Origin of the sequence: Micromonospora sp. NBRC 110009, from assembly GCF_030518795.1 — a bacterium.
Classification (GTDB): domain Bacteria; phylum Actinomycetota; class Actinomycetes; order Mycobacteriales; family Micromonosporaceae; genus Micromonospora.
This window is the reverse complement of sequence record NZ_CP130427.1, coordinates 5,833,396-5,857,294: the sequence shown is the minus strand read 5'-3', so window position 1 is coordinate 5,857,294 and position 23,899 is coordinate 5,833,396. Positions and strand designations below refer to the sequence as shown.

Genomic DNA, 23,899 nt, shown 5'->3' with positions numbered 1-23,899 from the left:
ACGGTACACGGACCGCGACACGAGAGTCCCATGCGCTACGTGCACCACGCCTCGCGGAAGGGGTTACCCCAGCAAGCCTACGACACGCTTGCCGACACAGATCTTTCCCAGCCCACCCACGGCAAAGGCCGGGCGCCCCCACGACACCCGGCCCCACCACACCGTCAACGACCCAACGTCGACCGCAGCCCCACCCGCACCAGAGCCGCGTGCAACTGCTGAGACAACGCCACCAACTCCCGCGCCGTCTCCGCCGCCCGGGCCCGCGCCGCCGGATCACTCTGCCGCGCCAACGGAGCCACCAACTGCGCGAACAGACCGACCTCCCGATCCGCCGCCGTCCGGTACCCCCGCAGGTGCCGCGGCTCCAACCCGTACGCCGCCAGCCCCGCCACCGCCCGCGCGATGATCAACGCATCCGCGTCGTACCAACCCGGCGGATCCGACACCAGCACACCGAGCCGCTCCAACTCCACCAACGTCGACTCGTCGATACCGCTGCGGGACACCAGATCCGCCCGCCCCAGCCGCACCTCCGACGACTCGGCGGACTCCGCCACCTCCCGACCCGGCACCTCACCGGCAGGACCCACCGCCACCAGGGTCGGCCGCTGCCGCCCCGGCGCCGAACCCGACACGTCCCACTCCGCCAACTGATCCCGGATCACCCGCAACGGCAGATACTGGTCCCGCTGCGCGGTCAACACGAACCGCAACCGCGCCACATCGTCCCAGCTGTACTTCCGATACCCCGCCGGCGTCCGCTGCGGCTCCACCAGGCCCTCGGCCTCCAGGAACCGCAACTTCGAGATGGTGACGTCCGGGAACTCCACCCGCAGCTGCGCCAACACCTCGCCGATGCTCATCAGCGGAGTGGAACGCGCCGCCCCGGACGGCGTCGAAGCCGCAGGCTCGTTCACCCCCGGCCGGCCTCCTCCTCCGGACGCGGACCGGCGATGAACACCACCCGGAACTTGCCGATCTGCACCTCGTCGCCGTTGCTCAACGTGGCCGCCTCGACCCGCTCCCGGTTCACGTACGTGCCGTTCAAACTGCCCACGTCCCGCACCGTGAACGTGCCGCCGTCCCGGTGAAACTCGGCGTGCCGCCGCGACACCGTCACGTCGTCCAGGAAAATGTCACTGTCGGGGTGCCGCCCACTCGTCGTCACATCGTGGTCCAACAGGAATCGGGCACCCGCGTTCGGACCCCGGCGAACCACCAGCAGCGCCATCCCCGGCGGCAACGAACCGGACATCCGGCTCGGCACCACATCGGTGTCCGGCCCCTCCAGCACTTCGTCGAGCGAACCGAGATTGAGCGTCGAAGTGACGTCGAGTGGGGGGAACTCGTCGTCTGGCCGCGTCATGGGACCACCTCACGGATCTGTTTCGGTCGGCGTCGGGTAATGGTGGGTCTGGCCGCCGGGCAGTCACACACCCGGCGGCTGGCTCCCCGTGCCCGGGAAGGCGCATTCCACAACGCGCAACTATTGGGTTTCTCGGTCGACTGGGCGAGCCTAGCCAGCGCCGAAATGCAGGGCAACCGGGCACGCGGAGATCGAGCCCCCGCCGCCCGGCACGACAACTCAGCTCTCAGTGAGCTCGCGGTACGCACCAGCGGTCAGCAAACCCTCGACCGCGGCCGGATCATCCGGAGTGATCTCCAACAACCACCCCGCACCGTACGGATCCGTGTTGATCGCCTCAGGGGCGTCGGCCAACGCCTCGTTGCGCGCCGCCACCGTCCCGCTCAGCGGGGCGTAGATCTCCGACACGCTCTTGGTCGACTCGATCTCACCCAGCGGCTCACCCGCCGCCACCACCGCACCCTCATCGGGCAACTGGACGAACACGATGTCACCCAGGGCGTCCTGCGCGAAGTGCGTGATACCGACCCGGACGGCGCCGCCGTCCCCGCCAGCCACCCACTCGTGCTCGGCGGTGTACCGCAGATCCTCAGGAATCACCAGTTGCGTCCTTCATCCATCGGTGCACCGGGGGGAAAACCGGCGCGGCCCGAACCGGTCAGGAAACCGGCCGGGCGTGATCCAGCTTGATCGGCGCGTGCAGCTGCGAAACCTCCACAGCCTCATGCTCCTCGGGCGTCACGTTACCGCCGGCGTCCTGCACCGATGCGACCACCCCGCCGGGAATGTTCAACGCCGTACGCATCGTCGCCGGATCCCCGATCACCGTGATCGTGTACGGACCACGCAGCCGCCGCCCGTCCACCACCAGACCACCACCGTCGGCATCCACGAAGTACGTCGACGCGATGATCCGCATCGCCGTCCCGTCCGCCCCGGCGATCTGCATCGCCTCCGCGCCCGCGCCCCGCAACTCCTGCACCGCGTCCAGGATCCGCGCCGACGAGATCGCCTTGTCCGGACCGTCGAACCGCACCGACAGCCCCGGCCCCACCGCCGGCAGCGTCCCCGCTAGGATGCCCAGCTCGTCCGCCCGCCGCGTCGCCTCGTCCAACGCCGCCTGCCGACCCTGCTCACCGGAACGCAACTGCCGCTGGCTCTCCTCCAACGCCGCGATGTCCTGCCGCAGCCGCCGCTCCCGCGAATCCAGATCCGACGAGATCCGGACCAGGTCCTCCTCGCGCGTCGCCGCCAGCGTCGGATCCGTCGACGTCGTCTTCAACTGCACCACCAGGGTGAACCCCAGCAACGCCAACAACACCGCGATCATCGCGCCCGCCGACGTCAACCGCCGCGACAGCGGCACCCGCTCCGCGGCCGCACCCGGCTCGTCAGCGGCCGGCTCGTCCGCCGGGGGCGCATCCGGCTCCGCCGGCGCCAACGGGCTCAACTCGTCCGGATCCGGCGCGTCCGGGCGCGGATCCGGCTCACCCGCCGGACCCGTCGGCCGCGCCGGCTCCGCCGGCTGCGGCCACCCGGTCCCCGTCTCCCTGTGCTCCTCGCTCATCGCCACAAACCTACGCCCGGAACAGGTGCCGGCGGATCGCCGCCACGTTTCCGAAGATGCGCACCCCGAGCACCACCACCACGCCGGTGGACAACTGGCCGCCCACCCCGAGCTGGTCACCCAGGTACACGATCACGCCCGCCACCAGCACATTCGAGATGAACGACACCACGAACTGCTTGTCGTCGAAGATCCGGTCCAGCTTCGCCCGCACGCCGCCGAACACCGCATCCAGCGCCGCCACCACGGCGATCGGCAGGTACGGCTGCAACGCCGCCGGCACGGTGGGGTCCAGATACACCCCGAGCAGCACACCGGCGAGCAACGCCAGCACCGCGATCATCGGCCACCTCCGGAGGGGCTGGGAGACGTCCGCGAGCCGGACGGCCCCGGACTGGTCGAACCGGCGACACCCGAACCCGACGGGCTCGGACTCACCGAAGGCTCGGCGTAGCGTAGCCGCGGCTGCGGCGCGGCCGGCAGCGTGACGCCCTCGGCATCCTTCACCCCGAACGACAACCCGGTCGTCCGCGCCACCTCACGCATCAGACCCGCCGCCCGACTGCCCTCGAACCGGTCCCGCATCGACCCCGGACCGATCGCCGTCACCTCGTACGGGCTCGTCACCGGCCGGTAGTCCACCAGGATCGCCTCACCCGCCGAACGGATCGTCGACGTCGCCGTCAACCGCTGCCCGTTGACCGCGACCGCCTCCGCGCCCGCCGCCCACAGCGCGTTCGCCACCTTCTGCAGGTCGGAGTACAACACCCGGGACGGCCCGGCATCCGCGCCCGTCACCGCGTCCTTGTCCTGCGCCGCGTCGGCCAACCGCACCACCACACCGTCGCCGCGCACCCGCCCCAGGCCAGTGCCCGCCTCCAGGTTCCGCAGCCGGGACGCCTGCGAGCCGCTCAACGCCGCGTCCCGCTGCCGGCTCACCTCCTCGCGCAACTGATCCGCCCGCGCCGTCAACCGATCCGTCTCGGCCTCGCGCTGCTTGATCTCGGAGATCAGCCCCGCCCGCGCCTTCGCCCGGCCGGGCTCCTCGGCCATCGTCTCCCGGTACGCCACCGCGAACAGGAACCCGATCACCACGATCACCACCAGGCTGACCGGACGGGCCAGCAGCCGACGCCACCGCGACAGCGGCACCTCCCGCCGTCGGGCCGCCGCGTCGCCGTACCCGGGATCGAGGGGGTTGCGGAACAGCTCGGTGAGAAAGTCCGGCGCGTACGCCCGCCCGGCCGGCTCCCGGCCCTCCCGGGTCGGCGCGCTCACGCCGCCGCTCCCGCGCGCCGGGCCCGCATCGCCCGGACCAGGCGGCTGGCCTGCACCACGTACATCGCCCCGGCCACCCAGTAGAGCACCAGACCCCACCAGGCCAGCCCCCACCCGATCGCCCCGGCCACGGTGGCGGCGCCCGGCACCGCGGCGGCCAGCAACAGGGTCGGGAACGCGGCCAGCAGCAGGAAGGTGGCCGTCTTGCCGACGTAGTGCACCGGCGGCGGGCCGTACCCGTAGCGGCGCAGCACCCCCAGCGCGCCGAGCAGCAGCAGCTCGCGGGCCAGCAGCGCCGCGGTGAACTGCCACGGCACCACCTCGCGGGCGGTGAACGCGAGCAGCGTGGCCAGGATGTAGAGGCGGTCGGCGAGCGGGTCGAGCAGCTCGCCGAGCCGGCTGACCTGGTGCAGGCGGCGGGCGATCCAGCCGTCCACCCAGTCGCTGGTGCCGCCGATGGCCAGCACCACGATCGCCGCCACGTCGGCGCGGACCACCAGGAAGAGGTAGAGGAAGAGCGGCACCCCGGCGAGCCGCACGAAGCTGATCAGGTTGGGCAGGGTGAGGACACGGTCCCCCACGCCCGCTGTGGTACCGCCCGGAGCCGGGTGCTCCGACGGAGCCGGCCGACGCGACACCGAACCTCCCTTCGCAGCACGGTCCGGCGGCCGACCGTGATCGGCCGCTCCAGGCACGTGCGCGTTGCCGGCCGGTCAGCGCCGGCGCCCTCTGCGATCCCGGGCTGGGACCTCCCCGTTGCGGCCCACCATCGCGTCGATCATGGGCCGGCCAGTTGCGCTGCCACTATATCGGGCCGCGTCGGCTCGCCCCGGTGCGTGCTTCCCGTGCCGCAGGCTTGTGCCGTGTGACGGCGCGCACCATCCGTAAGGCATCCTAGGACAGTGGTGTGGTGGCCCGGCGCGGGTCCTGGGTTCCGGGCCTCAGGCGGTACGCGCGGACGTGTCGGCCCCGGCCGGCGCGGGCACCGCCGCCGCCTGGCTGAACGCGAGCAGCGCCAGCAGCAACTCGTGCTGCACCCGGTTGGGCATCCGGTCCAGCACGGCCTGGACCGCCTGGTGGCGCCGGTCCTTCAACTCCCGCAGCAGGCCCTCGGCCGCGGCGGTGGGGATCAGCCGCACCTCGCGCCGGTCGCGGGGGTCGGCCACCCGACGCAGCAGGCCGACCGCCTCCAGCCGGTCGCAGAGCCGGCTCGCCGAGGAGGGCACCACGTCCAGCAGCTCGGCCAGCCGGTTCACGTTGCTGTGCGGGTGGGCCATGATCAGCGACAGCACACGCAGCTGGGTCGGGGACACGCTGACGTTGTGCCGGGACGACGCGGCGTCGAGCACGCCGACGAGCGCCTCGGCGGCGGCATCAATGGCCGCGGCAAGATTCGGAGGTCGCTCCACCGCTGTCCCCTGCGATCATCCCGCTCGTGTTAGCCCCGCCCGCCGGTATCGCCCGGTGGGCTGGAACCGCGCCAGTCCAGGCAGACCACGACCGCGTCGTCGCGGAGATCCGTGTCGGCGTGGTACGCGTGCAGTTCGCGCATCACCGTACCAACTGCCTCGGTCGCCGGCTGCAACCGAGTGGACCGCATCGCGCGCGCCATGGCCCGTTCCCCGTAGGGCTCCTGGCCGGTCGGCTGCGCGGCGTACACCCCGTCGCTGACCACGAAGAGCCGGTCCCCCGGCTCCACCGGGAACTCCTGCACGTCGTAGCGGGTCTCGGCGAACATGCCCAGCGGCAGCTGCTGCTCCAGCGGGATCGGGGTGACCGTGCCGCCCCGTAGCCGCAGCACGTGCGGCGAGCCGGCGTCCACCGCCCGTACCACGCCCCGCCGGGTGTCCAGCTCCAGCAGCAGCGTGGCCACGTGCCGGCTGCCCCGGTGCTGGTAGAAGATGGTGTCCGAGGCCAGCTCGGCCTGCTCCACCAGGCTCCCGCCCGAGCGGCGGGCGTTGCGCATGGCGTTCACCGTCACCGCGGTGAGCAGCGCCGCGGCCAGGCCGGTGCCCGCGCCGTTGAGGACGGTGACGGTGAGCCGGTCCCCGTCGACCGACCAGTCGAAGTGGTCGCCCCCCACCGTGTACGCCGGCTCGAGCTGCCCGGCCAGCAGGAAGTCCCCGTGCGTGACGCTGCGCCCGGGCAGCAGGTCCCACTGCATCTCGGCGGCCATGCTGAGCCGCTCCCGACGGCGCGCCCGCCGGTACCGGTCGGTCTCCCGCTCGGCGGCGCGCAGCGCCACCGCCAGCTCGCCCGCGACCTCCCGGGCCTCTTCGACGGTCGCGGCGGCCGGGGACCCGGGCAGCTCGACCAGGAGCACACCCAGTCGCTCGCCCCAGACCGACAACGGCAGATACACCCGGCAGCTGCCGTTCTCGCCGCTGTCCAGCACCGGTTGCTGGCTGCTGAAACAGCGCTTCGCCGCACCCTGTCCGGCAGGCTTGGCGTCGTCCGGCTCGGCCGGTTCGAGCACCGGCCAGAGCCCGCTGAACCGGTAGTCGGCGATGAACACCTCCGTCCGCGAGGCGCCGAGGGCCCGACGGAGCGCCCGGTCGGTGGCCTCGGCCAACTGGTCGGGCGGGGCCGCGCGCAGCGCGCGGGACACCTGTCCGAGCCCATCCGGCATGTTCATCCTCCGAGGACGACTATTGCTACAGGGCAAGCATGATACGGAGGACGGGCGAGCGCCCGACGCCCCGGCTCCGGGCGCCGCACCGGGCTCAGGGACGGACCCGACCGCCCGGGGACCGACCTGCGTGGACACCGGCCGGCCCCAAGCGTTCGTGCGGGCTCCAGGAAGGTGCCGTCAGGGCGCGGACGGCGGGTGGATCGGCCTGGCGGTCAGGCGGCGGGCTTCGTCGCCACGGCGCCGTAGCAGGCGTCGGGCACCGGGGCGGGCGTGCCGTCCGCCCGCCACTCGGCGACCGGCACGATGCCGTCGGCGGTCGGCTCCCAGTGCCCGAGCAGCGGGGCGAACGCCCCGGGCGGTCGCATCCGGAACGCCGGCCCCATCATGGCCAGGGCCTCCGGGTAGGCGGTCAGCTCCTCGCCGTCGAAGTCGATCGCCAGGAAGCTGCCCGGCGCGGCCGCCTCGTACAGCTCGTCGAGCGTGCGGGCCAGGGTGTCGTCGTCCAGGAACGCGGCCGGCCCGAGGAAGACCACCCCGACCGGCCTCCTCCCCCACCCCGGCACGAACCGGTGCAACTGGGCCGGGTCGATGGTGCCGATGTCGGTGGCGTCGCCGAAGCCGTAGCCGGCCCGGTCGCTGTCGGCGAGCAGGCGCTGGCCCAGGCGGATGGTGACCGGGTCGACATCGGTGTAGAGCACCGTGGCATCCCGGGCCACCTCGTGGACGTTGCCCCGGGTCGGCACGCCGGCCCCGAAGACCAGGAAGGCGTCCACCCCAGCGTCGGCGATCGACCGGACCGACCGGCCGAGGAAGTCCCGCAGCGAGCGGAAGACCGCCGCGCCGGGCCCGTACGCCCCCTCGAAGGCATGGGCCGCGGCGACATCGACCGGGAAGTGGTGCTCGCCGCCGAGCCAGTAGTCGATCATGCGAGCGGTGCTCGGCTGGTCGGGCTCGGCCATCGACGAGGCTCCCCTCCTCCGGCGGTGGTCGACAGCGTACCCACGGGTCCGCTCCGGCGGTATCGCCCCGACGACGCCCCACCGGCCGCGATACTGGCCGCGGGCGGCAGGAGGTGCACCGTGAACTCGGCGAACGGCGCGGCGGTCGTGGTCGGCGTGGACGGCTCGGAGCCGGCGCTGCGGGCCGTCCGCCTGGCCGCGGCGGAGGCCGCCCGACGACACCGACCGCTGCGGGTGGTGCACGGGTTCATCTGGCCCCTGCTGCGCGTGCCCGTGGCGGCGCCGACCGGCGGGCCAGCCGGCGGCGGCCTGCGGCACCAGGCGGAGGAACTGGTCGCGGCCGCGGTCGCGGAGGCCGAGCGGGCGGCGCCCGGAATCCGGGTCTCCGGGGAGATCATCGACGGGGAGGCCGCCGCGGTGCTGCTCGGCGAGTCCCCCACCGCCACCGTGATCGTGCTCGGCGACCGCGGCCTCGGCGGGTTCGCCACCCTGGTGGTCGGGTCGGTCGCCATCCAGGTCGCCGCCTACGCCGACTGCCCCGTGCTGGTGGCCCGCGGCGCGCCCCGGGCGACCGGCCCGGTGGTGGTCGGGGTGGACGGCTCGGCGCTCTCCCGGGCCGCCGTGGAGTTCGCGGTCGAGGAGGCCGCCCTCCGAGGCACCCGGCTGCACGCCGTGCACGCCTACACCCACCCGCACTCCGGCGGCCCCGGCGACATGCAACCGCTGGTGTACGAGGAGAACCAGCTGCGCGGCGAGGAGGACCGGATCCTTGCCGAGTCGCTCACCGGGGTGGCCGAGCGCTACCCGGAGGTGCCGGTGACCCGGGAGGTGGTCCACGGCCGGCCGGTCGCCGTGCTCACCGAGGCCTCCCGCACGGCGCAGCTGGTCGTCGTCGGCGGGCAGGGTCGCGGTGAGCTGAGCGGCCTGCTGCTCGGGTCGGTGAGCCAGGGGGTGCTGCACCACGCCGACTGCCCCGCCGTAGTGGTCCGCGCCGCCGACTGAACGGTTGACCGCGCCCCCGACGGGTAGACGGTCGGGTAGCCACAGCGACCGGAGGAGGCAGCGATGCCAGGACCACGGCCGGGCAGTAACGCCTACGACAAGGAACGGGCGCGGCTGCGCGATCTGATCGAGAATTCCGGACGCGCGGCCGACCAGGAGGCGAACCAGGTCGCGAACCGGATCCTGCAGGACGACCGCGGCCAGCGCGGCATCGTCCGGGGTGAACGGACGTTCGGCCCGAAGGGCGAGCGCGAACCGGGCGACCCGAAGTGAGGGCCGCACCCGTGGTCGACGGCGCCATCGCCGGCGCCGTCGGCACCACCGCGCTGAACGTCGTCAGCTACCTGGACATCGTGCTCCGGGCCCGGCCGGCGAGCAGCACCCCGGAGGAGACCGCCGGGCGCCTGGCGGACGTCGCCCACCTCGACCTCGGGCCCGAGAAGAAGGCAGCCAACCGCCGCTCCGGCATCGGGGCGGTGATCGGTTACGCGACGGGGATCGCCGCCGGCGCCCTCTTCGGGGTGCTCGCCGCCCGCCGCAAGATTCCAGTGCCGCTGGCGGCGGGTCTGCTCGGCGGCGGCGTGATGGCCACCTCGGACGGGTCGATCGCCGCGCTGGGCGTGTCCGACCCCCGGACCTGGCGGCCCGGCGACTGGTTGTCGGACCTCATCCCGCACCTGGCATACGGAATGGCGGCCGCAGCCACCTGGCGGAGGCTGCGGCCGCCGTCGCGGCCCGGCGGCTAGCCCGGCCGGCCGCTCTCGTCGTCGGCCACCGGCTCGCCGGCCGGGCCGTACGGCGAGACCTGTCCCTTCGGAACCGGTCGCCCCACGTCAGCGTTCGACGTACCGCTGTTGCGCGGGTGCCCGGCCGTCCCGGGGCCCTTGCTGTCCTGGCTGGTGCCACCCCGGTTGTTGCGGCGGAACTCCTGCTGCTGCGGATTGACCACGGGTCTCTCCTTCCCGATGGGAGCACGCGACGTGGGCCGCGCACGTGGACCGGGTACCCGCCGCCGCCGCGCGCATTCCGGGTGCGGCCCCGGCGTCTGGACCGGCCCGCGGCGGGTACCTCGACGGGATGCCAGACGATCGGACCGTGACGCAGGTGCTGCTCGACCGGCAGGGCCGCACGTACGCCGAGGAGGCGGGGATCTCCCTCGCCGACCGGCCCGGCCCGCTCTACCAGCTCCTCGTGCTCACCACGCTGCTGAGCACCCGGATCCGGGCCTCGGTGGCGCTCGCCGCGGCCCGGGAACTGTTCGCCGCGGGCTACCGGACGCCGCGGGCGATGGAGGCGGCGAACTGGCAGGACCGGGTGGACGCGCTCGGCCGGGGCCACTACCGGCGCTACGACGAGCGGACCGCCACCATGCTCGGCACCGGGGCCCGGCTCTGCCTCGACCGATGGCACGGCGACCTGCGCCGGCTGCACAAGGCGGCCGACGGCGACCGCACGGTGCTGCGCCGACTGCTCACCGAGTTCCCCGGCATCGGCCCCGCCGGGGCGGACATCTTCCTGCGCGAGGCGCAGGCGATCTGGCCGGACCTGCGCCCGTACGCCGACCGGCGGACGCTGGCCGGGGCCCGGCGGCTGGGCCTGCCGGCGAACCCGAGCGGGCTGGCCGGGCTGGTCCGCGAGGCGGACTTCGGGCGCCTCGCGTCGGCGCTGGTGCGGGTGGCGCTCGGCCAGGAGTCCGCGGGCGAGGTCAGCCGGGTGGCGGCCGCCCGCTGAGTCCGGTCCCGCGCCTACTTGGCCGGGCCGGGTTTGGTGAGGTGCCAGGCCACCGCGGCGGCGAGCAGGGCCAGCAGCACCACGCCGCCGGAGATGCCGCTGCCCTCGCCACCGCTCTGCCGGTGGCCGGTGGCCCCGAAGTAGATGACGGCGAGCCCGGCGAGCACCGTGATGAACGTCCGCAGTCCTCGGTCCTTCACGCCTCGGACGGTACGGCCGCGCCAAGCCGGTCCGGGTGGTTTTGCGGTCAGTTCCCCCTTTCGGGGACGGATGGCGCGTCAGTCGCTCTCCAGGTCGTCCAAGGAGATGGCGTGGGTCATCAGCCACCGCGCCAGCGCGGACATACCGAACAGCCACAGCGGCGCCGACTCGGTGGTCCCGTTCGTGGCGAAGATGGCGAACCGCAGGTCCGGCGCCCGGTACGCCTCGATCCGCCACCGGTGGTTCTTGTCCCGCCAGACCGCCGCAGGGTCCATGGCGTCACGGTAGGCGACGGAGGCGTACCGCCGGTGCCGCTTGGCTCAGCCGCCGAGCCACGCGGCGCCGCGGGTCAGCCGGGCGGGGCCACCACCTCGCGCGCGTCGTCGGGCAGGCGCCGGGTGGCGCCGCGCCGGTCCAGCAGTTCCAGCAGCGGCACGGCCACCCGGCGGGTGGTGTCCAGGGCCTGCCGGGCGGCGCTGAGCGTGAACGGCTGCGGCAGCCGGGCGAGCACCCGGACCGCGTCGTCGAGCGCGCCCGGCAGCAGCACCACGTTCTCGGCCAGCCGCAGCAGCGCCCCGGCGCGGACGGCCGCGCCGATCTCGCGGGGGCCGAGCCCGAGGTCGGCGAGGCGGTGCGCCTCCGGGGCCTGGAACGGCCGGTCGCCGTACTCGACGCGGACCCGCTCGACCGCACGGGCCACCGGTTCGGGCAGCGCGTCGGTTGCGGCGGCGGTGACCCGGCCGGACCGCACCCGCAGCGGCGGGCGCAGCAGCGCCTCGACCAGGGCCCGGTCGGGCAGGGCGAGCCGCTGGCGCAGCACGTCGACCGGGACGCCGGGTTCGAGGGGGTGCTCCCGGGCGTACCGGGCGACCTCCTCGGCGAGGCGCCGGCCGAGGTCGCGCCAGTGGTCCGGGTCGGCCAGCCAGTCGCCGGCCACCGGGGCGGCGGTGACGGGCACCCCCATCCGGGTCAGCTCACCGGCCCGGACCAGCCGCCGGCGGCGCAGCTCCCCGGCCAGGTCCGGCCGGCCGTCCAGCCCGGCCAGCACACCGGCCCGGGCGGCGGCCGCGCCGCGCCGGCGCAGCGGCGGCGGGTCCACGTCCAGCACCGTCACCCCGCCGGCGACGTGGTGCCGGCCGGGGTCGCGCAGCAGGGCCCGGTCGCCGATCAGCAGCGGCAGCGGGCGGGCCAGCCGCAGCCGGACCGTGTCCGGGCCGAGCGGGCGTACCCGGGTCGGGACGGCGGCGGAGCCGACGTGCAGGGTGAGGGTGGCCGGCAGGTCGGCGGCCGGGTCGCCGGCGAGCCGGACGTCGAGCAGGTCGGTCCGCCGGAACCGGCCGGGGCTGAGCAGGGCGTCGCCCCGGGCCACCCGGTCCCGGGCGACGCCGCGCAGGTTCACCGCGACCCGGGCCACCGCGTCGACCCGCTCCCGGGCGGCGTTCAGCGCGTGCAGGCCGCGGACCCGGACCGGTTCGCCGGTGGCGGCGAGTTCGAGCTGGTCGCCGACGCGCAGCCGGCCGCCGCCGAGCGTGCCGGTGACCACCGTGCCGCTGCCCCGGATGGTGAACGAGCGGTCCACCCAGAGCCGCACCGGGTCCTCGTGCGCCGGCGCGGGCAGCCGGGCGACGAGCCGGTCCAGGGCGGCGCGCAGCTCCGGCAGGCCGGCGCCGGTGGCGCCGCTGACCGCGACCGCCTCCACCTCGCCGAGCGACGTCGCGGCGAGCTCCTTCCGGGCCCGCGCCAGGGCCGGGCCCGGGTCGGCCAGGTCGGCGCGGGTCACCGCCAGCAGCCCGTACGCCACCCCGAGCGCGTCCAGCGCGGCCAGGTGCTCGGCGGACTGCGGCATCCAGCCCTCGTCGGCGGCGACCACCACCAGGGCGGCCGGGACGGGGCCGACGCCGGCGAGCATGTTCGGCACGAACCGCTCGTGCCCGGGCACGTCGACGAAGGCGACGGTGCCGCCGGAGGGCAGCGCGGTCCAGGCGAAGCCGAGGTCGATCGTCATGCCCCGGCGGCGTTCCTCCGCCCAGCGGTCGGGTTCCATCCCGGTCAGCGCGCGGACCAGGGTGGACTTGCCGTGGTCGACGTGCCCGGCGGTGGCCACGACCCACACGGTCAGCCACCCACCCGCAGGATCGCCGCCCGCACGGTCCCGTCGGCGTCCGCCGGTACGCAGCGCAGGTCGAGCAGGAGCCGGCCGTGCAGGACCCGGCCGAGGATCGGTGGCGCGCCGGTGCGCAGCGGCGCGGCGTACCGCTCGGGCAGGCTCAGCGCCCACGAGTCCAGCTCGACGCCGGGGGCGCCCCCGCCGCCGACCACCGCGGCGCTGGGCACCACCTCGGCCTTGCAGCCGTCCTCACCGAGCCGGTCGCGCAGCCGCTCGGTGCGGTCGCGCAGCGCGGCCGGGTCGGCGTGCAACGCCTCCCGGGTGGGGGTGGTCGGGCCGTGCAGGGTGGCGGCGAGCGCGGCCAGGGTCAGCTTGTCCACCCGCAGGGCCCGGGCCAGGGGGTGCCGGCGCAGCCGCTGGACCAGGTCGGCCGTGCCGAGCAGCAGGCCGGCCTGCGGGCCGCCGAGCAGCTTGTCGCCGCTGGCGGTGACCAGGTGGGCGCCGGCGCGCAGGGTGCCGGCCGCGTCCGGCTCGTCCGGCAGCAGCGGGTCGGGGACGAGCAGGCCGGAGCCGATGTCGGCGACCACCGGCACGCCGAGGGTGGCCAGCTCACCGACCGGCACCGCGGAGGTGAAGCCGGTGACCACGAAGTTGGACGGGTGCACCTTGAGCACGAATCCGGTGCGCGGACCGATCGCGGCGGCGTAGTCGGCCAGCGTGGTGCGGTTGGTGGTGCCGACCTCGCGCAGCCGCGCGCCGGTGCTCGCCAGCAGGTCGGGCAGGCGGAAGCCGTCGCCGATCTCGACCAGCTCGCCCCGGCTGACCACGACCTCCCGGTCGGCGGCCAGGGCGGTGGCGGCCAGCACCAGCGCGGCGGCGCCGTTGTTGACCACGTGCACGGCGGCCGCGTCGGGCACGGCGGCGGCGAGCGCGTCCAGCGCCTCCCGGCCGCGCCGGGCCCGCCGCCCGCTCGGCAGGTCCAGTTCCACATCGGTGTGCCCGGCCGCGGCGACGAGCGCCTCGACGGCGGCGGCCGAGAGCGGGGCCCGGCCGAGGTTGGTGTGCAGCACGACGCCGGTGGCGTTGAGCACCGCCCGGGGCGCCGGCGCGGGCAGGTCGGCCAGCGCGGCGTCGCGTACCTCGTCGGGGTTGATCTCGCCGGCCCGGGCACGCTGCTGGGCCCGGACGACCGCGGCCTTCACCCGGTCGCGGCCGAGCGTGCCGACCGCGGCGGCGAGGGCCGGGTCCGCGAGCAACGCGTCGGTACGCGGCACCCGCCGCCGCGGGTCGGCGTCACGCATCGGGTCATCTCCCCTGACACGCCTCGTGGAGGCGACGTCCCTCGTCGCCTCGCGGAGGCAGGTCCCCTGGTTGCTTGGCGGAGACGGACGGGAATCGAACCCGCCTGGCCCGGGTCCCGGACCACACCGGTTTTGAAGACCGGGAGGGGCACCAGCCGCCTGAACGCCTCCATCCAGCACTTAACCACATGCGATCTCCAGCCGCCTGTGGAGGGGCGTACCCGCGCCCGATCAGGGACCGGACGTCTCGAAGTGCGGTCGGGGCTCGCCGGGAGGGGTGGGCAGCTTGGTGATCGGCGGCAGCACCAGCGAGACGAACGCGAGGATGCCGATCACGGTGAACGGCAGGGTGTAGCTCTTGCCGCTGGCGTCGTAGAGCAGCGCGGTGAGCAGCGGACCGACCACCCCACCGATGCTCCACGCCACGATCATCCCGCCGTAGATGGCGCCCGCGTTCGGGGTGCCGAAGTAGTCGGCGGCCGTTGCCGGCATGGTGCCGAAGCCGCCGCCGTAGGCGAGGTACACCAGGGCGGCGAGGACCGCGAAGAGCCAGAAGGCGGAGGCGTGCGGCAGGATCAGGAAGCAGATGCCCTGCAGGACGAGCATGCCGAGAAACGCGGTCATCCGGCCGATCCGGTCCGAGAGCCACGCCCAGGCCACCCGCCCGCCGCCGTTGAACAGGCCGAGGATGCCGACCAGTCCGGCGGCGGTCGCGGCGCTCACCCCGGCGACCGCCTGGGCGGCGTCGGCGGCCTGCGAGATCAGCGCGATGCCGCAGGTCACGTTGAGCGCGAGGATCAGGGTGAGCAGGTACCACTGCCGGGTGCGCAGGGCCTCACCGAAGGTGTAGACGCGGGTGCCGGCGACGGCCCGGCCGCCGACGGCCGGGGTGAAGCCCGGCACCCGGTACCCGGCCGGCGGGTCGCGGAAGAACGACGCCCCCAGCAGCACCGCGACCAGGTAGGCGATGCCCAGCGGCAGGAAGACGCTGGTCTTGTGGTCCGTCCCGGCGAGCAGCGACTTCGCCACCGGTGCGGTGATCACGGCGCCGAAGCCGAAGCCGGCGACGGCGATCCCGGTGATCAGCCCGCGTTTGTCGGGGAACCACTTGCTGAGCATGGCGATCGGCGTGATGTAGGCGGCGCCGAGCCCGATGCCGCCCAGCACCCCGTAGGTGAGCAGCAGCAGCCACAGCTGGTCGCCGGAGGACACCAGCGACGCCAGCATGGTCCCGACGGCGTAGAGGATGCCGCCGCCCAGCGCGACCGGCCGTGGCCCCCGGCGGTCCTGGATACGCCCGCCCACCAGGCTGCCGATGAAGATGGTCCCGATCGCCACCTCGAACGGCAGCACGACCTCGGCCTTGCTCCACCCGAACTCGGCCTGGAGCGGCTTGTTGAACACGCTCCAGGCGTACACGGCGCCCAGCGCGAGCTGGACGAGGACTGCCGCGACCACGAGGCCCCATCGGCCCCGCGTCGGTTGTCGATTCCCCCGCGAATCCGCGGCTGTTGTGGCCATGAGCGGTACCCCCGTATCGGCTCATGGGCCCGGCGCCTGCTGCCTTCTACCCCCCGGTCGGGCCGGCGCCCGGCCCGTTGACGTCTGTTGCTCGGTGTTCGCTCCGCCCCGCGCGTTCCCGCTGCGGCACCACGGTGTACTTCGGGTCCTTCGCCGAAGCGACGCCCCCGTGGAAGATGCCGAACCGGGTGCAGACCGAGGCGGCGATCAGCGCGCCGCCGGAGAGCGCGGAGAGCAGCCGGCTGCGCCGGCCGATCAGTGCGCCCGTAACCCCGGCGGCGGTCAGCGCCCGCCCGGCCTTCAACAGCTTGCCGGCGGTCCCCACCGTGTAGGGCTCGCTGAGCAGGCCGAGTCGGGTCTCCACCCGGTGCGAGCCCCACAGCTCCAGGGCCCCGCCGGCGACGGCGAGGCGCCGCGCCGGGCCGGCCTGCGCCGTGGGCGCGGCGAGCAGCCCGACGCCGGCGCCGCTGGCCAGGGCGCTGCCCGCGAAGATGGTCGGCAGTTCCGGGTACGCCTCGTGCCAGGACGGCACCGCCGTGTCGGCGAGCAGCACGCCGGTGTACGTGGACAGCGCCGGCGCGGTGACCGCGGCGACCAGCCCGGCGGCGTGCCCGGCCGGGGGCAGCAGTTTCCGGCCGAGGCCCAGCAGCCCGCGCTCGGGCAGCCAGGGCGCGGCCTCGGCGATCGCGGCGACCCCGGCGGCCGGGCCGAAGGTGCTGAGGATCCAGGTGCCCACCGACATCGGCGAGGTCAGCTTCGCCACCCGCAGCATGTGGTGGAACCGGGCCGGCTTGCCCAGGTCGTGGATGAGGAAGTAGGCACTGGCGGTGACCGCCGCGAGGGAGGTGACCCGACCGGCCCGGCGCAGCGCCGGCCGGCCGGTGAGCTGGCCACCGGCCGCCAGCAGGGAGGAGCCGGCCGCGAGGCCGCCGGTGAACAGGTACGCCGCGATGTCCCACTTCCACACCGGCGCCTTGAGGATCGGCCGCCCGTAGTAGGAGGTGAACTCGGCGGGCGGCACGGTGAGCTGCTCCCCGCCGCCGCCCCGCCGGCCCTTGCGCCGGGGCCGCTCGGCCGGCGCCACGTCGCGCGGCGGTTGCGGGGCCAGCCCCAGCTCGGCCGCGCCGCGGTCGGTCCGGGCCGCGCCCGCGCCGGAGCCGGTGGCCCGACTGCCGCCCTGCGGCCCGGCCAGCAGCGGCCCGCCGCCGTTCGCCCCCGGGCCGGCGCCGGTCGGCGTCACCTTCGGACCGTGACCGGCACGCGCGCCCGGGCCGCCGAGGCGCTCCGGCCCCTCGGCGGCGAGCCGCTCGCGGAACCGGCGGAACAGGTCGCCCACCGGGGCACGCTCCGGACTCACGATGAACCTCCGACGAACGCGGCGACGGCCGCCGCCGCCATGGCCAGCGCGGCCACGCCGGCCCGCTTCCACATCTTCGGCAGGTCCCGGGTGGTGACCACCGGGTCCGGCGGCAGGCCGTAGACCTCCGGCTCGTCCAGCAGCAGGAAGAACGCGCCGTCGCCGCCGACGCCGTCCGTGGGGTCGTGACCGTAGAGGCGGGCCTCCGGCACCCCGCGATCGTGCAGCTGGGCCACCCGGGCGGCGGCCCGCTCCCGCAGCTCGTCCAGGGGCCCGAACTGGATCGACTCGGTCGGGCAGGCCTGCGCGCACGCCGGGGTCTTGCCGGCGCCCAGCCGGTCGTAGCAGAGCGTGCACTTCCACGCCCGGCCATCGTCCTTGCGCTGGTCGATCACCCCGTACGGGCAGGCGGAGATGCAGTAGCCGCAGCCGTTGCAGATGTCGTCCTGCACCACGACGGTGCCGAACTCGGTGCGGAACAGCGATCCGGTCGGGCAGACGTCCAGGCAGGCCGCGTGGGTGCAGTGCTTGCAGACGTCCGACATCATCAGCCAGCGGAAGTCGGTGCGGGTCTCCGCACCGGTGGACCGGCCGGGCGGCTGCGCGCCGGGCATGCCGAGGAACTCCGGCCCGGCGGACATCCGCGCGGCGGCCTCGGGCTGCCCCGGCGGCAGGCCGGGGTAGGTGCCGGTGTCCTCCGTGGTACCGGCGGCGGCCGCCGCGGCGGCCGGGCTGACCGCCTCCCCGACCGGCCCGCCAGCGAACGGCGGGGTCCGGTGTCCGGCCGGCAGGGGCTGCTCGATGAACGCGACGTGCCGCCACGAGTTGGCGGTGAGCGCGCCGGTGTTGTCGTACGACATGCCGAGCAGGTCGAACCCGGAGGCGGGCACGTCGTTCCACTCCTTGCAGGCCACCTCGCAGGCCTTGCAGCCGATGCAGACGCTGGTGTCGGTGAAGAAGCCCATCCGGGGCGGCGCCTCGGTCCACCCGGCGTCCGGCGCGGGATCGAGCGGCCCGTAGAGGCTGTTGCCCTCCAACAGCGTCATTCGTTCCTCCACTCGGTGCCGGCCTCCGTGGTGATGAGCGGGCTGCGGTGCTCCCGCGTCAGCCCGGCGCGCCGCTGGTAGTCGGCGACCAGGTCGAGCAGCGCCTTGCCGGTCGGCCGCCGGCCGGGGCGGATGTCACAGGTGCCCACCTTGCTCTCCTGGATCAACACGTTCGGGTCGAGCGTGACGCCGAAGAGGTCATTCGCCGAGTCGCCGGTCACCAGCCCCTCGGAGCCGAAGTGGTACGGCAGCCAGATCTGGTGGATCACCCGCCCCTCCACCCGCAGCGGCGTGAGCCGGTCGGTGACCAGCACCTTGGCCTCGATCGCGGCCCGGCCGGTGACCAGGTGCGCCCAGCCGAGGTGCGCCAGCCCGACCTCGGCGGCCAGCTCCGGCGAGACCTCCACGAACATCTCCGGCTGCAGCTCCGCCAGGGGCCGGACGAAGCGGCTCATGCCGCCGGCGGTGTGGTGCTCGGTGAGCCGGCTGACCGTGAAGACGTACGGGAAGACCGAGGTGTGCTCCTCCGGCGGGCTCGGGTTCATCCGGTTCACCGGGGTGATGTAGACCTTGCGGGTCGGGTTGGCCTGCTGGCCGTACATCGGGTTGCGCACCGGCGACTCGACCGGCTCGTAGTGGGTCGGCAGCGGCCCGTCGAGGACCCCTCGCGGCGCGTACAGCCAGCCCTTTCCGTCGCCCTGCATGACGAAGGCATCGTCGCCGGCCAGGCCCGCCGGGCCGGCGGCACCCTCGGGGGGCCGGTACGTGGGCGCCTTGGTCTTCTCGAAGTCCGGCACGTCGTACCCGGTCCACTCGCCCTTCTCGGGGTCCCACCAGACGTACTTCTTGCGCTCGCTCCACGGCCGCCCCTCGGGATCGGCCGAGGCGCGGTTGTAGAGGATGCGCCGGTTGGCGGGCCAGGCCCAGCCCCACTCGGGGGCCACCCAGCTCTGCTCGTGCCGGGACTTACGCCGGGCGGCCTGGTTGACCCCCTCGGCGTAGACCCCTGAGTAGATCCAGCAGCCGATGGCGGTCGAACCGTCGTCCCGGGCCTCGGCGAATCCGCCGAGCGGGCGGCCGGTCCGTACGTCAAAGCCGTTGATCTCGCGCAGCACCGCCTCGGCGCTCGGCTCGGCTGTTGGGCCGTGCGTCGGGTAGTCCCAGGCCAGGTCGAGCAGCGCCCGGTCGCGCGGCTTGTCGGAGCCGGCCAGCTTCTCCCGCAGCTTGCGGCCGAGGTGGTAGAAGAACCACAGCTCGGAACGGCAGTCGCCCGGCGGGTCCAGGGCCTTCTCCCGCCACTGCAGCAGTCGCTGGGTCTGGGTGAAGGTGCCCTCCTTCTCCACGTGCGAGGCCGCCGGCAGGAAGAACACCTCGGTGCGGCACTCCCGCGGCACGATCTCGCCGGTGGCCACCTCGGGGCTGTTCTTCCAGAACGTCGCGCTCTCGATCATGAACAGGTCGCGGACCACCAGCCAGTCCAGGTTCGCCATGCCGAGCCGCTGCGCCCGGCCGTTCGCGGAGCCGACCGCCGGGTTCTGACCGAGCAGGAAGTACCCCTTGATCTTGCCCTCGATCATGTTGAAGACCTGCTGGTACGTGCCGTGGTCGCCGGTCATCCGCGGCACGTAGCCGTAGCAGAAGTCGTTCTCCGGCGTCGCGGCATCACCCCAGTACGCCTTGAGCAGGCTGGCCGCGAAGGCGCGCGCATTGCCCCAGAAGCCCTTCTGCCCGGGGTGCCGGATGCTCCGCACCCAGTCGTCGAAGGTCTGGTGCGTCGCATGGTGCGGCATCGGCAGGTAGCCGGGCAGCAGGTTGAACAGGGTCGGGATGTCCGTGGAGCCCTGGATGCTGGCGTGCCCGCGCAGGGCCAGGACGCCGCCGCCCGGGCGGCCCATGTTGCCCAGCAGCAGCTGGATGATCGCCCCGGTGCGGATGTACTGCACGCCGACGCTGTGCTGGGTCCAGCCCACCGAGTAGACCAGCATGCCGGTCCGGTCCCGGCCCGAGTTCTCCGTCCAGGCGCGGGCCAGCTCGAGGAACTTCTCCTGCGGGATGCCGCAGACCCGTTCGACCATCTCCGGGGTGTAGCGGGCGAAGTGCCGCTTGAGGATCTGGTAGACGCAGCGCGGGTGCTGCAGCGTCTCGTCCCGCTGGGTCTGGCCGTGCACGGGCATGCCGTGCGATTCGTGCCGCAGCCCGGCCGCGGTCTCCCGCTCGATGCCGGTGTCCGTGGTCTCGCCCTGGCGTTCATGCCCCGCGTACTGCCAGCTCTGCTGGTCGTACGCCCGCGTCTCCGGGTTGAAGCCGGAAAAGAGGCCGTCGAGTTCCTCGGTGTCGACGAAATCGTCGCTGACGATCGTCGCGGCGTTGGTGTAGGCGACCACGTATTCGCGGAAGTCGAGCTCGTTCTCCAAGATGTAGCGCACCACGCCGCCGAGCAGCGCGATGTCGGTGCCCGCCCGGATCGGCAGGTACGTGTCCGCCAGCGCGCTCGTCCGAGTGAACCGCGGGTCGACGTGGAAGACCTTGGTGCCGCGCTTCTTGGCCTCCATCACCCACTGGAAGCCCACCGGGTGGGCCTCGGCCATGTTGGAGCCCTGGATGACGATGACGTCAGCGTTGACCAGGTCCTGCTGGAAGTCCGTCGCGCCGCCGCGACCGAAGCTGGTCCCCAGACCGGGGACGGTGGCGGAGTGTCAAATCCGCGCCTGGTTCTCGATCTGGAGCGCCCCCATCGCCGTGAACAGCTTCTTGATGAGGTAGTTCTCCTCGTTGTCCAGCGTCGCCCCGCCGAGGCTGGAGATCCCCAGCGTCCGGTTCAGCGGCCGCCCCGCGTCGTCGACGTCCTCCCACGTCTCGTCACGGGCGGCAAGGACCCGGTCGGCGATCATGTCGAGCGCGACGTCGAGGTCCAGGTCCTCCCACTCCGTGCCGTACGGACGGCGGTAGCGCACCTTCTGCTGCCGCAGCGGGCTCGTCACCAGACTCTTGCTGGCCGAGCCCTTCGGGCAGAGCCGGCCGCGGGAGATCGGGCTGTCCGCGTCCCCCTCGATCTGGGTGACCTGCCCGTCCTTGACGTACACCCGCTGCCCGCAACCCACCGCACAGTACGGACACACCGACCGGGCCATGCTGTCGGCCGTCTCCGTGCGCGCGGTCAGGGCCGCCGACCGGGCAGACTGGGCCGCGGCGCCCCGGCCGAGCGGGTCGGTGCCCGTGAGCTGCCGGTATACCGGCCAACCCTGGATGAAGGTCTTCACACCCATCCCGGAACACCCCCTCCCCCGCTGGCGGAAGCTGACCTCCTGACATTAGGCCAGCCACCGGGCGCCCGCGACCTGAGTGGCGGATCATTTTCCCCGTGCGTGGTTCGCGCTCTCTCCCGTAGGTGCGCAAACAGCGACGCCCCGGCTTGTGGCCGGGGCGTCGCTGGGCGTCGGTGTGCAGGTCGCCTCTCGGCGAGTGGCGCGACGCGGCTCCAGCCGAACGGAACTCCGCGAAGGCAATTTGGGTGAGGCCCGGGGACACTGGACACACCGACGCTCTGCACAACGGTACGGGGTGGTTCCTTCTTCCGCCGCTGGCCGTGACGGCGGTCACCTGGTTGCTGGTGGGGGCGAGACGCCGCTGGCCGGCACCCGTGTTCGGGTGCCGGCCAGCGTGGCGTGTGCTGTTCGGTTGTCAGCTGTTCCAGTGCTGGGCGACCAGGTCGGCGGCCTGCTGCTCCCACTGGGCGTAGGCGTCCGGGTAGGCCGACACCTGCACCGTCTGGGCGGCCTCGGTCAGCGGCATGTCCTGCCACCCGTCGACCTGCTTCAGACCCTTCTCGAACGCCAGAGTCGCGTACTCGGGGTTGGTGATCTGCTCCGGCGTACCCCAACCACTGGACGGGCGCTGCTGGAACAGGCCCAGCGAGTCGTGATCATTCTTGTCGCCGAGGTGGCCCAGGTTCTCCAGCTTCGACTCCTGCAGGCTCGTGGCGATCGAGATCACCGCGGCCCGCTCCGGCAGACCCGCCTTCTTCGTCGCCGCAATGATCGCCTTCGCATTCGCCGCCTGCTCATCCGACAGGTCGATGCGCGACTGGGCGCCCTGCACACCATGCGGAATCAGCTTGCCCATATCCGGCTTGTCGGCCTGCACGGCCGCGACCGGCTTGCCGGCAACAGTCGGGGTGTCGGCGTGAGCGGCGATCGGACCGGCGAACACACCACCGGTGAAAGCCAGACCAGCAACACCCAGCACGCTCTTACGCAGCATCGAGTTCATGACAAAGCTCCATTCGGGGGTTTGGCGCACACACGCCGAGGGGGGGTCGGCATCGTGCGCAAGCACCGTCAGGCGCCCACAAGCAAAGGGGGAAAGTCTTCGACCGGCAGGCCCGCGGGGCATCGGGGGAACGCCTCTTCGCGGCGCCGGGACCATGTGTAACGACCGGCGGCCCACCATCATTCCGGCGGCCACGCACCCGCCTCGGCGGCGCGTCTTCCTCGGTCGTACACGGGATTCAACGGCCCCCGCCCGCCCACCATTCCGGCCCCGGGATGCCACCGGTCACACCCGGAAACCGGACAACCGGCCCAGTCACGGGCCAGGCCGCGCAGGCTGCGGCGCGGTCAGTGGAACACCATGCAGGTCACCGGAGCCCGGAGACATCCACAGCGTTCCACCCAGCCCACCCAGCCAGCCCACAACCGGACAAAACGGGCTCGGTGCCTGCGGATGAGGGCCGCACCCGTGGCCGCAGCAGCCCGGGGCGCCGGCCATCACCCGACACGAGCAACCACGGAAAACCCGCAGCCGACGAAAACCGCAGCCGACGATGAACGGCCCAGGGGTTACCCTGACACCATGCAGGCCACGACCACGCACCTCGCCCGCCCCGGGCGTCCCGCCGTGGTGGCCCGTACCCTGGCCGAGCTGACCGGCCCCACCCGGGGCATCGTCGAGCTCCCGGTGCGCCTGATGTGGAGCGCCGAGCGGGCCTTCGACCTCGGCGACCCGGACGACCTGCTCTGGATGTACGAGAACGTGCTGCGGGAGACCACCCGCGTCGACGACCTCCGGGCGCTGATCAACGGGCCGACGCTGCGCCGGGTTTGGCGGCGGCTGAACCTGCCCCGGGGCGTACGCGTGGCGTGGGAGAGCCGGCACCGGGGTCTGCGTACCGCGTGAGCCACCTGCACGACTTCTACCGGGAGGTGGCCCGGGTGGCCCTGGCCGCCGCCGGCCCGCACCGGTTCGTGCTGGGCGGCGGGGTGGCCTGGGCGGCGCACGGCCTGGTCACCCGCCCGACCGAAGACGTGGACCTGTTCGCCGACGTGGAGGGCGCGGCCGCCGCCGCGGCGGCCGGGGTGCGGGACGCGCTGGAGCGGGCCGGCTACCAGGTGGTCGACGCGGACCCGGACAGCGGACTGGGCGAGCTGTTCGACGGTTTCGACCGGGACCTGCGGGACTTCGTGGTGAGCCGGGACGGCCGGCAGATCCGGCTCAGCCTGGCCCGGCTCGACCGCTACCGCAGCCCGGTGGTGATGGACCTCGGCCCGGTGATGGACGTGCGGGACCTGATCGCCAACAAGACCGCCGCGCTGGTGAACCGGCGCGAGGTCCGCGACTACATCGACGTGTCGGCCGCCCTGGACCGCTACGGCGTGGCGGAACTGCTGGAGCTGGCCCGCCAGGTGGACCCGGCGCTGGACCTGGCGGACGTCCGGGCGGCGGGCCGCTACCTGGACGGGGTGCCGGACCGACGGTTCACCCGCTACGGGCTGGGACCGGAGCAGGTCGCCGAGGTGCGCCGCCGGATGGCCGCCTGGCCGCGCTGAGCA

The 23,899-nt window shown here is 73.8% G+C and carries 26 protein-coding genes and 1 tRNA gene; 6 read left to right on the top strand and 21 right to left on the bottom strand.

Translation table 11 applies throughout. The annotated features are described in order from the left end of the window. Window positions 1-164: 164 nt before the first annotated feature. The 10 genes from ftsR to Q2K19_RS27600 all read right to left on the bottom strand — a co-directional run bounded on the left by ftsR (window position 165) and on the right by Q2K19_RS27600 (window position 7,805). Complete coding sequence (gene ftsR, locus Q2K19_RS27645) at window positions 165-866, bottom strand: transcriptional regulator FtsR (protein ID WP_302765048.1); 702 nt, start codon at window positions 864-866, stop codon at window positions 165-167. Between the two features lie 50 nt (window positions 867-916). Further along, complete coding sequence (gene odhI / locus Q2K19_RS27640; protein ID WP_007071101.1) at window positions 917-1,369, bottom strand: oxoglutarate dehydrogenase inhibitor Odhl; 453 nt, start codon at window positions 1,367-1,369, stop codon at window positions 917-919. 219 nt (window positions 1,370-1,588) lie between these two features. Beyond that, window positions 1,589-1,969, bottom strand: coding sequence for a glycine cleavage system protein GcvH (gene gcvH / locus Q2K19_RS27635; protein WP_302765047.1), 381 nt, complete (start codon window positions 1,967-1,969; stop codon window positions 1,589-1,591). Window positions 1,970-2,027: 58 nt separating this feature from the next. Beyond that, window positions 2,028-2,936 carry a DUF881 domain-containing protein gene (locus Q2K19_RS27630; RefSeq protein ID WP_302765046.1) on the bottom strand — a complete coding sequence of 303 codons (909 nt, stop codon included), beginning with the start codon at window positions 2,934-2,936 and terminating at the stop codon, window positions 2,028-2,030. Window positions 2,937-2,946: 10 nt separating this feature from the next. Beyond that, window positions 2,947-3,279, bottom strand: a complete 333-nt coding sequence (locus Q2K19_RS27625; protein WP_302765045.1) for a small basic family protein — start codon at window positions 3,277-3,279, stop codon at window positions 2,947-2,949. Then, a complete protein-coding gene (locus Q2K19_RS27620) occupies window positions 3,276-4,214 on the bottom strand; it encodes a DUF881 domain-containing protein (RefSeq protein ID WP_302765044.1) in 939 nt (312 codons plus the stop codon). The genes Q2K19_RS27625 and Q2K19_RS27620 overlap by 4 nt, the downstream gene beginning before the upstream one ends. Continuing rightward, complete coding sequence (locus tag Q2K19_RS27615; RefSeq protein ID WP_446839589.1) at window positions 4,211-4,852, bottom strand: CDP-alcohol phosphatidyltransferase family protein; 642 nt, start codon at window positions 4,850-4,852, stop codon at window positions 4,211-4,213. Before Q2K19_RS27615 ends, Q2K19_RS27620 begins: the two co-directional genes overlap by 4 nt. A 303-nt stretch (window positions 4,853-5,155) precedes the next feature. Then, complete coding sequence (locus Q2K19_RS27610; RefSeq protein WP_302765042.1) at window positions 5,156-5,623, bottom strand: MarR family transcriptional regulator; 468 nt, start codon at window positions 5,621-5,623, stop codon at window positions 5,156-5,158. A gap of 29 nt (window positions 5,624-5,652) precedes the next feature. Further along, window positions 5,653-6,843, bottom strand: a complete 1,191-nt coding sequence (locus Q2K19_RS27605) for a PP2C family protein-serine/threonine phosphatase (RefSeq protein WP_302765041.1) — start codon at window positions 6,841-6,843, stop codon at window positions 5,653-5,655. A 215-nt stretch (window positions 6,844-7,058) separates the two neighbouring features. Then, complete coding sequence (locus tag Q2K19_RS27600; protein ID WP_302765040.1) at window positions 7,059-7,805, bottom strand: SAM-dependent methyltransferase; 747 nt, start codon at window positions 7,803-7,805, stop codon at window positions 7,059-7,061. A 120-nt stretch (window positions 7,806-7,925) separates the two neighbouring features. On the opposite strand from Q2K19_RS27600, the gene Q2K19_RS27595 reads away from it, so the two are divergent. From Q2K19_RS27595 to Q2K19_RS27585, 3 genes are all read left to right on the top strand, one after another. Continuing rightward, complete coding sequence (locus tag Q2K19_RS27595) at window positions 7,926-8,807, top strand: universal stress protein (RefSeq protein WP_302765039.1); 882 nt, start codon at window positions 7,926-7,928, stop codon at window positions 8,805-8,807. 63 nt (window positions 8,808-8,870) lie between these two features. Further along, entirely contained in the window at window positions 8,871-9,080 is a 210-nt protein-coding gene (locus Q2K19_RS27590) for a phosphatidylethanolamine-binding protein (RefSeq protein WP_073833194.1), read from the top strand. Next, window positions 9,077-9,553, top strand: coding sequence for a hypothetical protein (locus Q2K19_RS27585; protein WP_302765038.1), 477 nt, complete (start codon window positions 9,077-9,079; stop codon window positions 9,551-9,553). The genes Q2K19_RS27590 and Q2K19_RS27585 overlap by 4 nt, the downstream gene beginning before the upstream one ends. On the opposite strand, the gene Q2K19_RS27580 is transcribed toward Q2K19_RS27585, so the two are convergent. Continuing rightward, on the bottom strand, window positions 9,550-9,756 hold the full coding sequence (locus Q2K19_RS27580) for a hypothetical protein (RefSeq protein ID WP_302765037.1): 207 nt from the start codon (window positions 9,754-9,756) through the stop codon (window positions 9,550-9,552). The genes Q2K19_RS27585 and Q2K19_RS27580 overlap by 4 nt on opposite strands. 128 nt (window positions 9,757-9,884) lie before the next feature. Here Q2K19_RS27580 and Q2K19_RS27575 point away from each other — a divergent pair, with 128 nt between their 5' ends. Further along, window positions 9,885-10,538 (top strand): hypothetical protein, encoded by a 654-nt coding sequence (locus Q2K19_RS27575; RefSeq protein WP_302765036.1) that lies wholly within the window; start codon window positions 9,885-9,887, stop codon window positions 10,536-10,538. A gap of 14 nt (window positions 10,539-10,552) precedes the next feature. Here the strand turns inward: Q2K19_RS27575 and Q2K19_RS27570 are convergent, their stop codons facing one another. From Q2K19_RS27570 to Q2K19_RS27525, 10 genes are all read right to left on the bottom strand, one after another. Then, complete coding sequence (locus Q2K19_RS27570) at window positions 10,553-10,738, bottom strand: hypothetical protein (RefSeq protein ID WP_302772919.1); 186 nt, start codon at window positions 10,736-10,738, stop codon at window positions 10,553-10,555. A 78-nt stretch (window positions 10,739-10,816) separates the two neighbouring features. Then, entirely contained in the window at window positions 10,817-11,014 is a 198-nt protein-coding gene (locus Q2K19_RS27565) for a hypothetical protein (protein ID WP_302765035.1), read from the bottom strand. A gap of 74 nt (window positions 11,015-11,088) precedes the next feature. After that, the gene (gene selB / locus Q2K19_RS27560; protein WP_302765034.1) at window positions 11,089-12,852 is read right to left on the bottom strand and encodes a selenocysteine-specific translation elongation factor; all 1,764 of its coding nucleotides are present in this window, start codon (window positions 12,850-12,852) and stop codon (window positions 11,089-11,091) included. A gap of 2 nt (window positions 12,853-12,854) precedes the next feature. Further along, window positions 12,855-14,147, bottom strand: a complete 1,293-nt coding sequence (selA, locus tag Q2K19_RS27555) for an L-seryl-tRNA(Sec) selenium transferase (RefSeq protein WP_302765033.1) — start codon at window positions 14,145-14,147, stop codon at window positions 12,855-12,857. A gap of 75 nt (window positions 14,148-14,222) precedes the next feature. Then, window positions 14,223-14,318 (bottom strand) — tRNA-Sec (locus Q2K19_RS27550). A 60-nt stretch (window positions 14,319-14,378) separates the two neighbouring features. Next, window positions 14,379-15,605 carry an L-lactate MFS transporter gene (locus Q2K19_RS27545; RefSeq protein ID WP_302765032.1) on the bottom strand — a complete coding sequence of 409 codons (1,227 nt, stop codon included), beginning with the start codon at window positions 15,603-15,605 and terminating at the stop codon, window positions 14,379-14,381. A 109-nt stretch (window positions 15,606-15,714) separates the two neighbouring features. Next, the gene (nrfD, locus tag Q2K19_RS27540) at window positions 15,715-17,025 is read right to left on the bottom strand and encodes an NrfD/PsrC family molybdoenzyme membrane anchor subunit (RefSeq protein ID WP_302765031.1); all 1,311 of its coding nucleotides are present in this window, start codon (window positions 17,023-17,025) and stop codon (window positions 15,715-15,717) included. Then, the gene (locus tag Q2K19_RS27535; protein ID WP_302772770.1) at window positions 17,022-18,065 is read right to left on the bottom strand and encodes a 4Fe-4S dicluster domain-containing protein; all 1,044 of its coding nucleotides are present in this window, start codon (window positions 18,063-18,065) and stop codon (window positions 17,022-17,024) included. Before Q2K19_RS27535 ends, nrfD begins: the two co-directional genes overlap by 4 nt. A 2-nt stretch (window positions 18,066-18,067) precedes the next feature. Next, entirely contained in the window at window positions 18,068-21,337 is a 3,270-nt protein-coding gene (gene fdh / locus Q2K19_RS27530) for a formate dehydrogenase (RefSeq protein WP_302765030.1), read from the bottom strand. A gap of 415 nt (window positions 21,338-21,752) precedes the next feature. Further along, the gene (locus tag Q2K19_RS27525) at window positions 21,753-22,340 is read right to left on the bottom strand and encodes a hypothetical protein (RefSeq protein WP_302765029.1); all 588 of its coding nucleotides are present in this window, start codon (window positions 22,338-22,340) and stop codon (window positions 21,753-21,755) included. 582 nt (window positions 22,341-22,922) lie between these two features. On the opposite strand from Q2K19_RS27525, the gene Q2K19_RS27520 reads away from it, so the two are divergent. Both Q2K19_RS27520 and Q2K19_RS27515 read left to right on the top strand, forming a co-directional pair. Beyond that, complete coding sequence (locus tag Q2K19_RS27520; RefSeq protein ID WP_302765028.1) at window positions 22,923-23,246, top strand: hypothetical protein; 324 nt, start codon at window positions 22,923-22,925, stop codon at window positions 23,244-23,246. Next, the gene (locus tag Q2K19_RS27515) at window positions 23,243-23,896 is read left to right on the top strand and encodes a nucleotidyl transferase AbiEii/AbiGii toxin family protein (RefSeq protein ID WP_302765027.1); all 654 of its coding nucleotides are present in this window, start codon (window positions 23,243-23,245) and stop codon (window positions 23,894-23,896) included. Before Q2K19_RS27520 ends, Q2K19_RS27515 begins: the two co-directional genes overlap by 4 nt. Window positions 23,897-23,899: the final 3 nt, after the last annotated feature.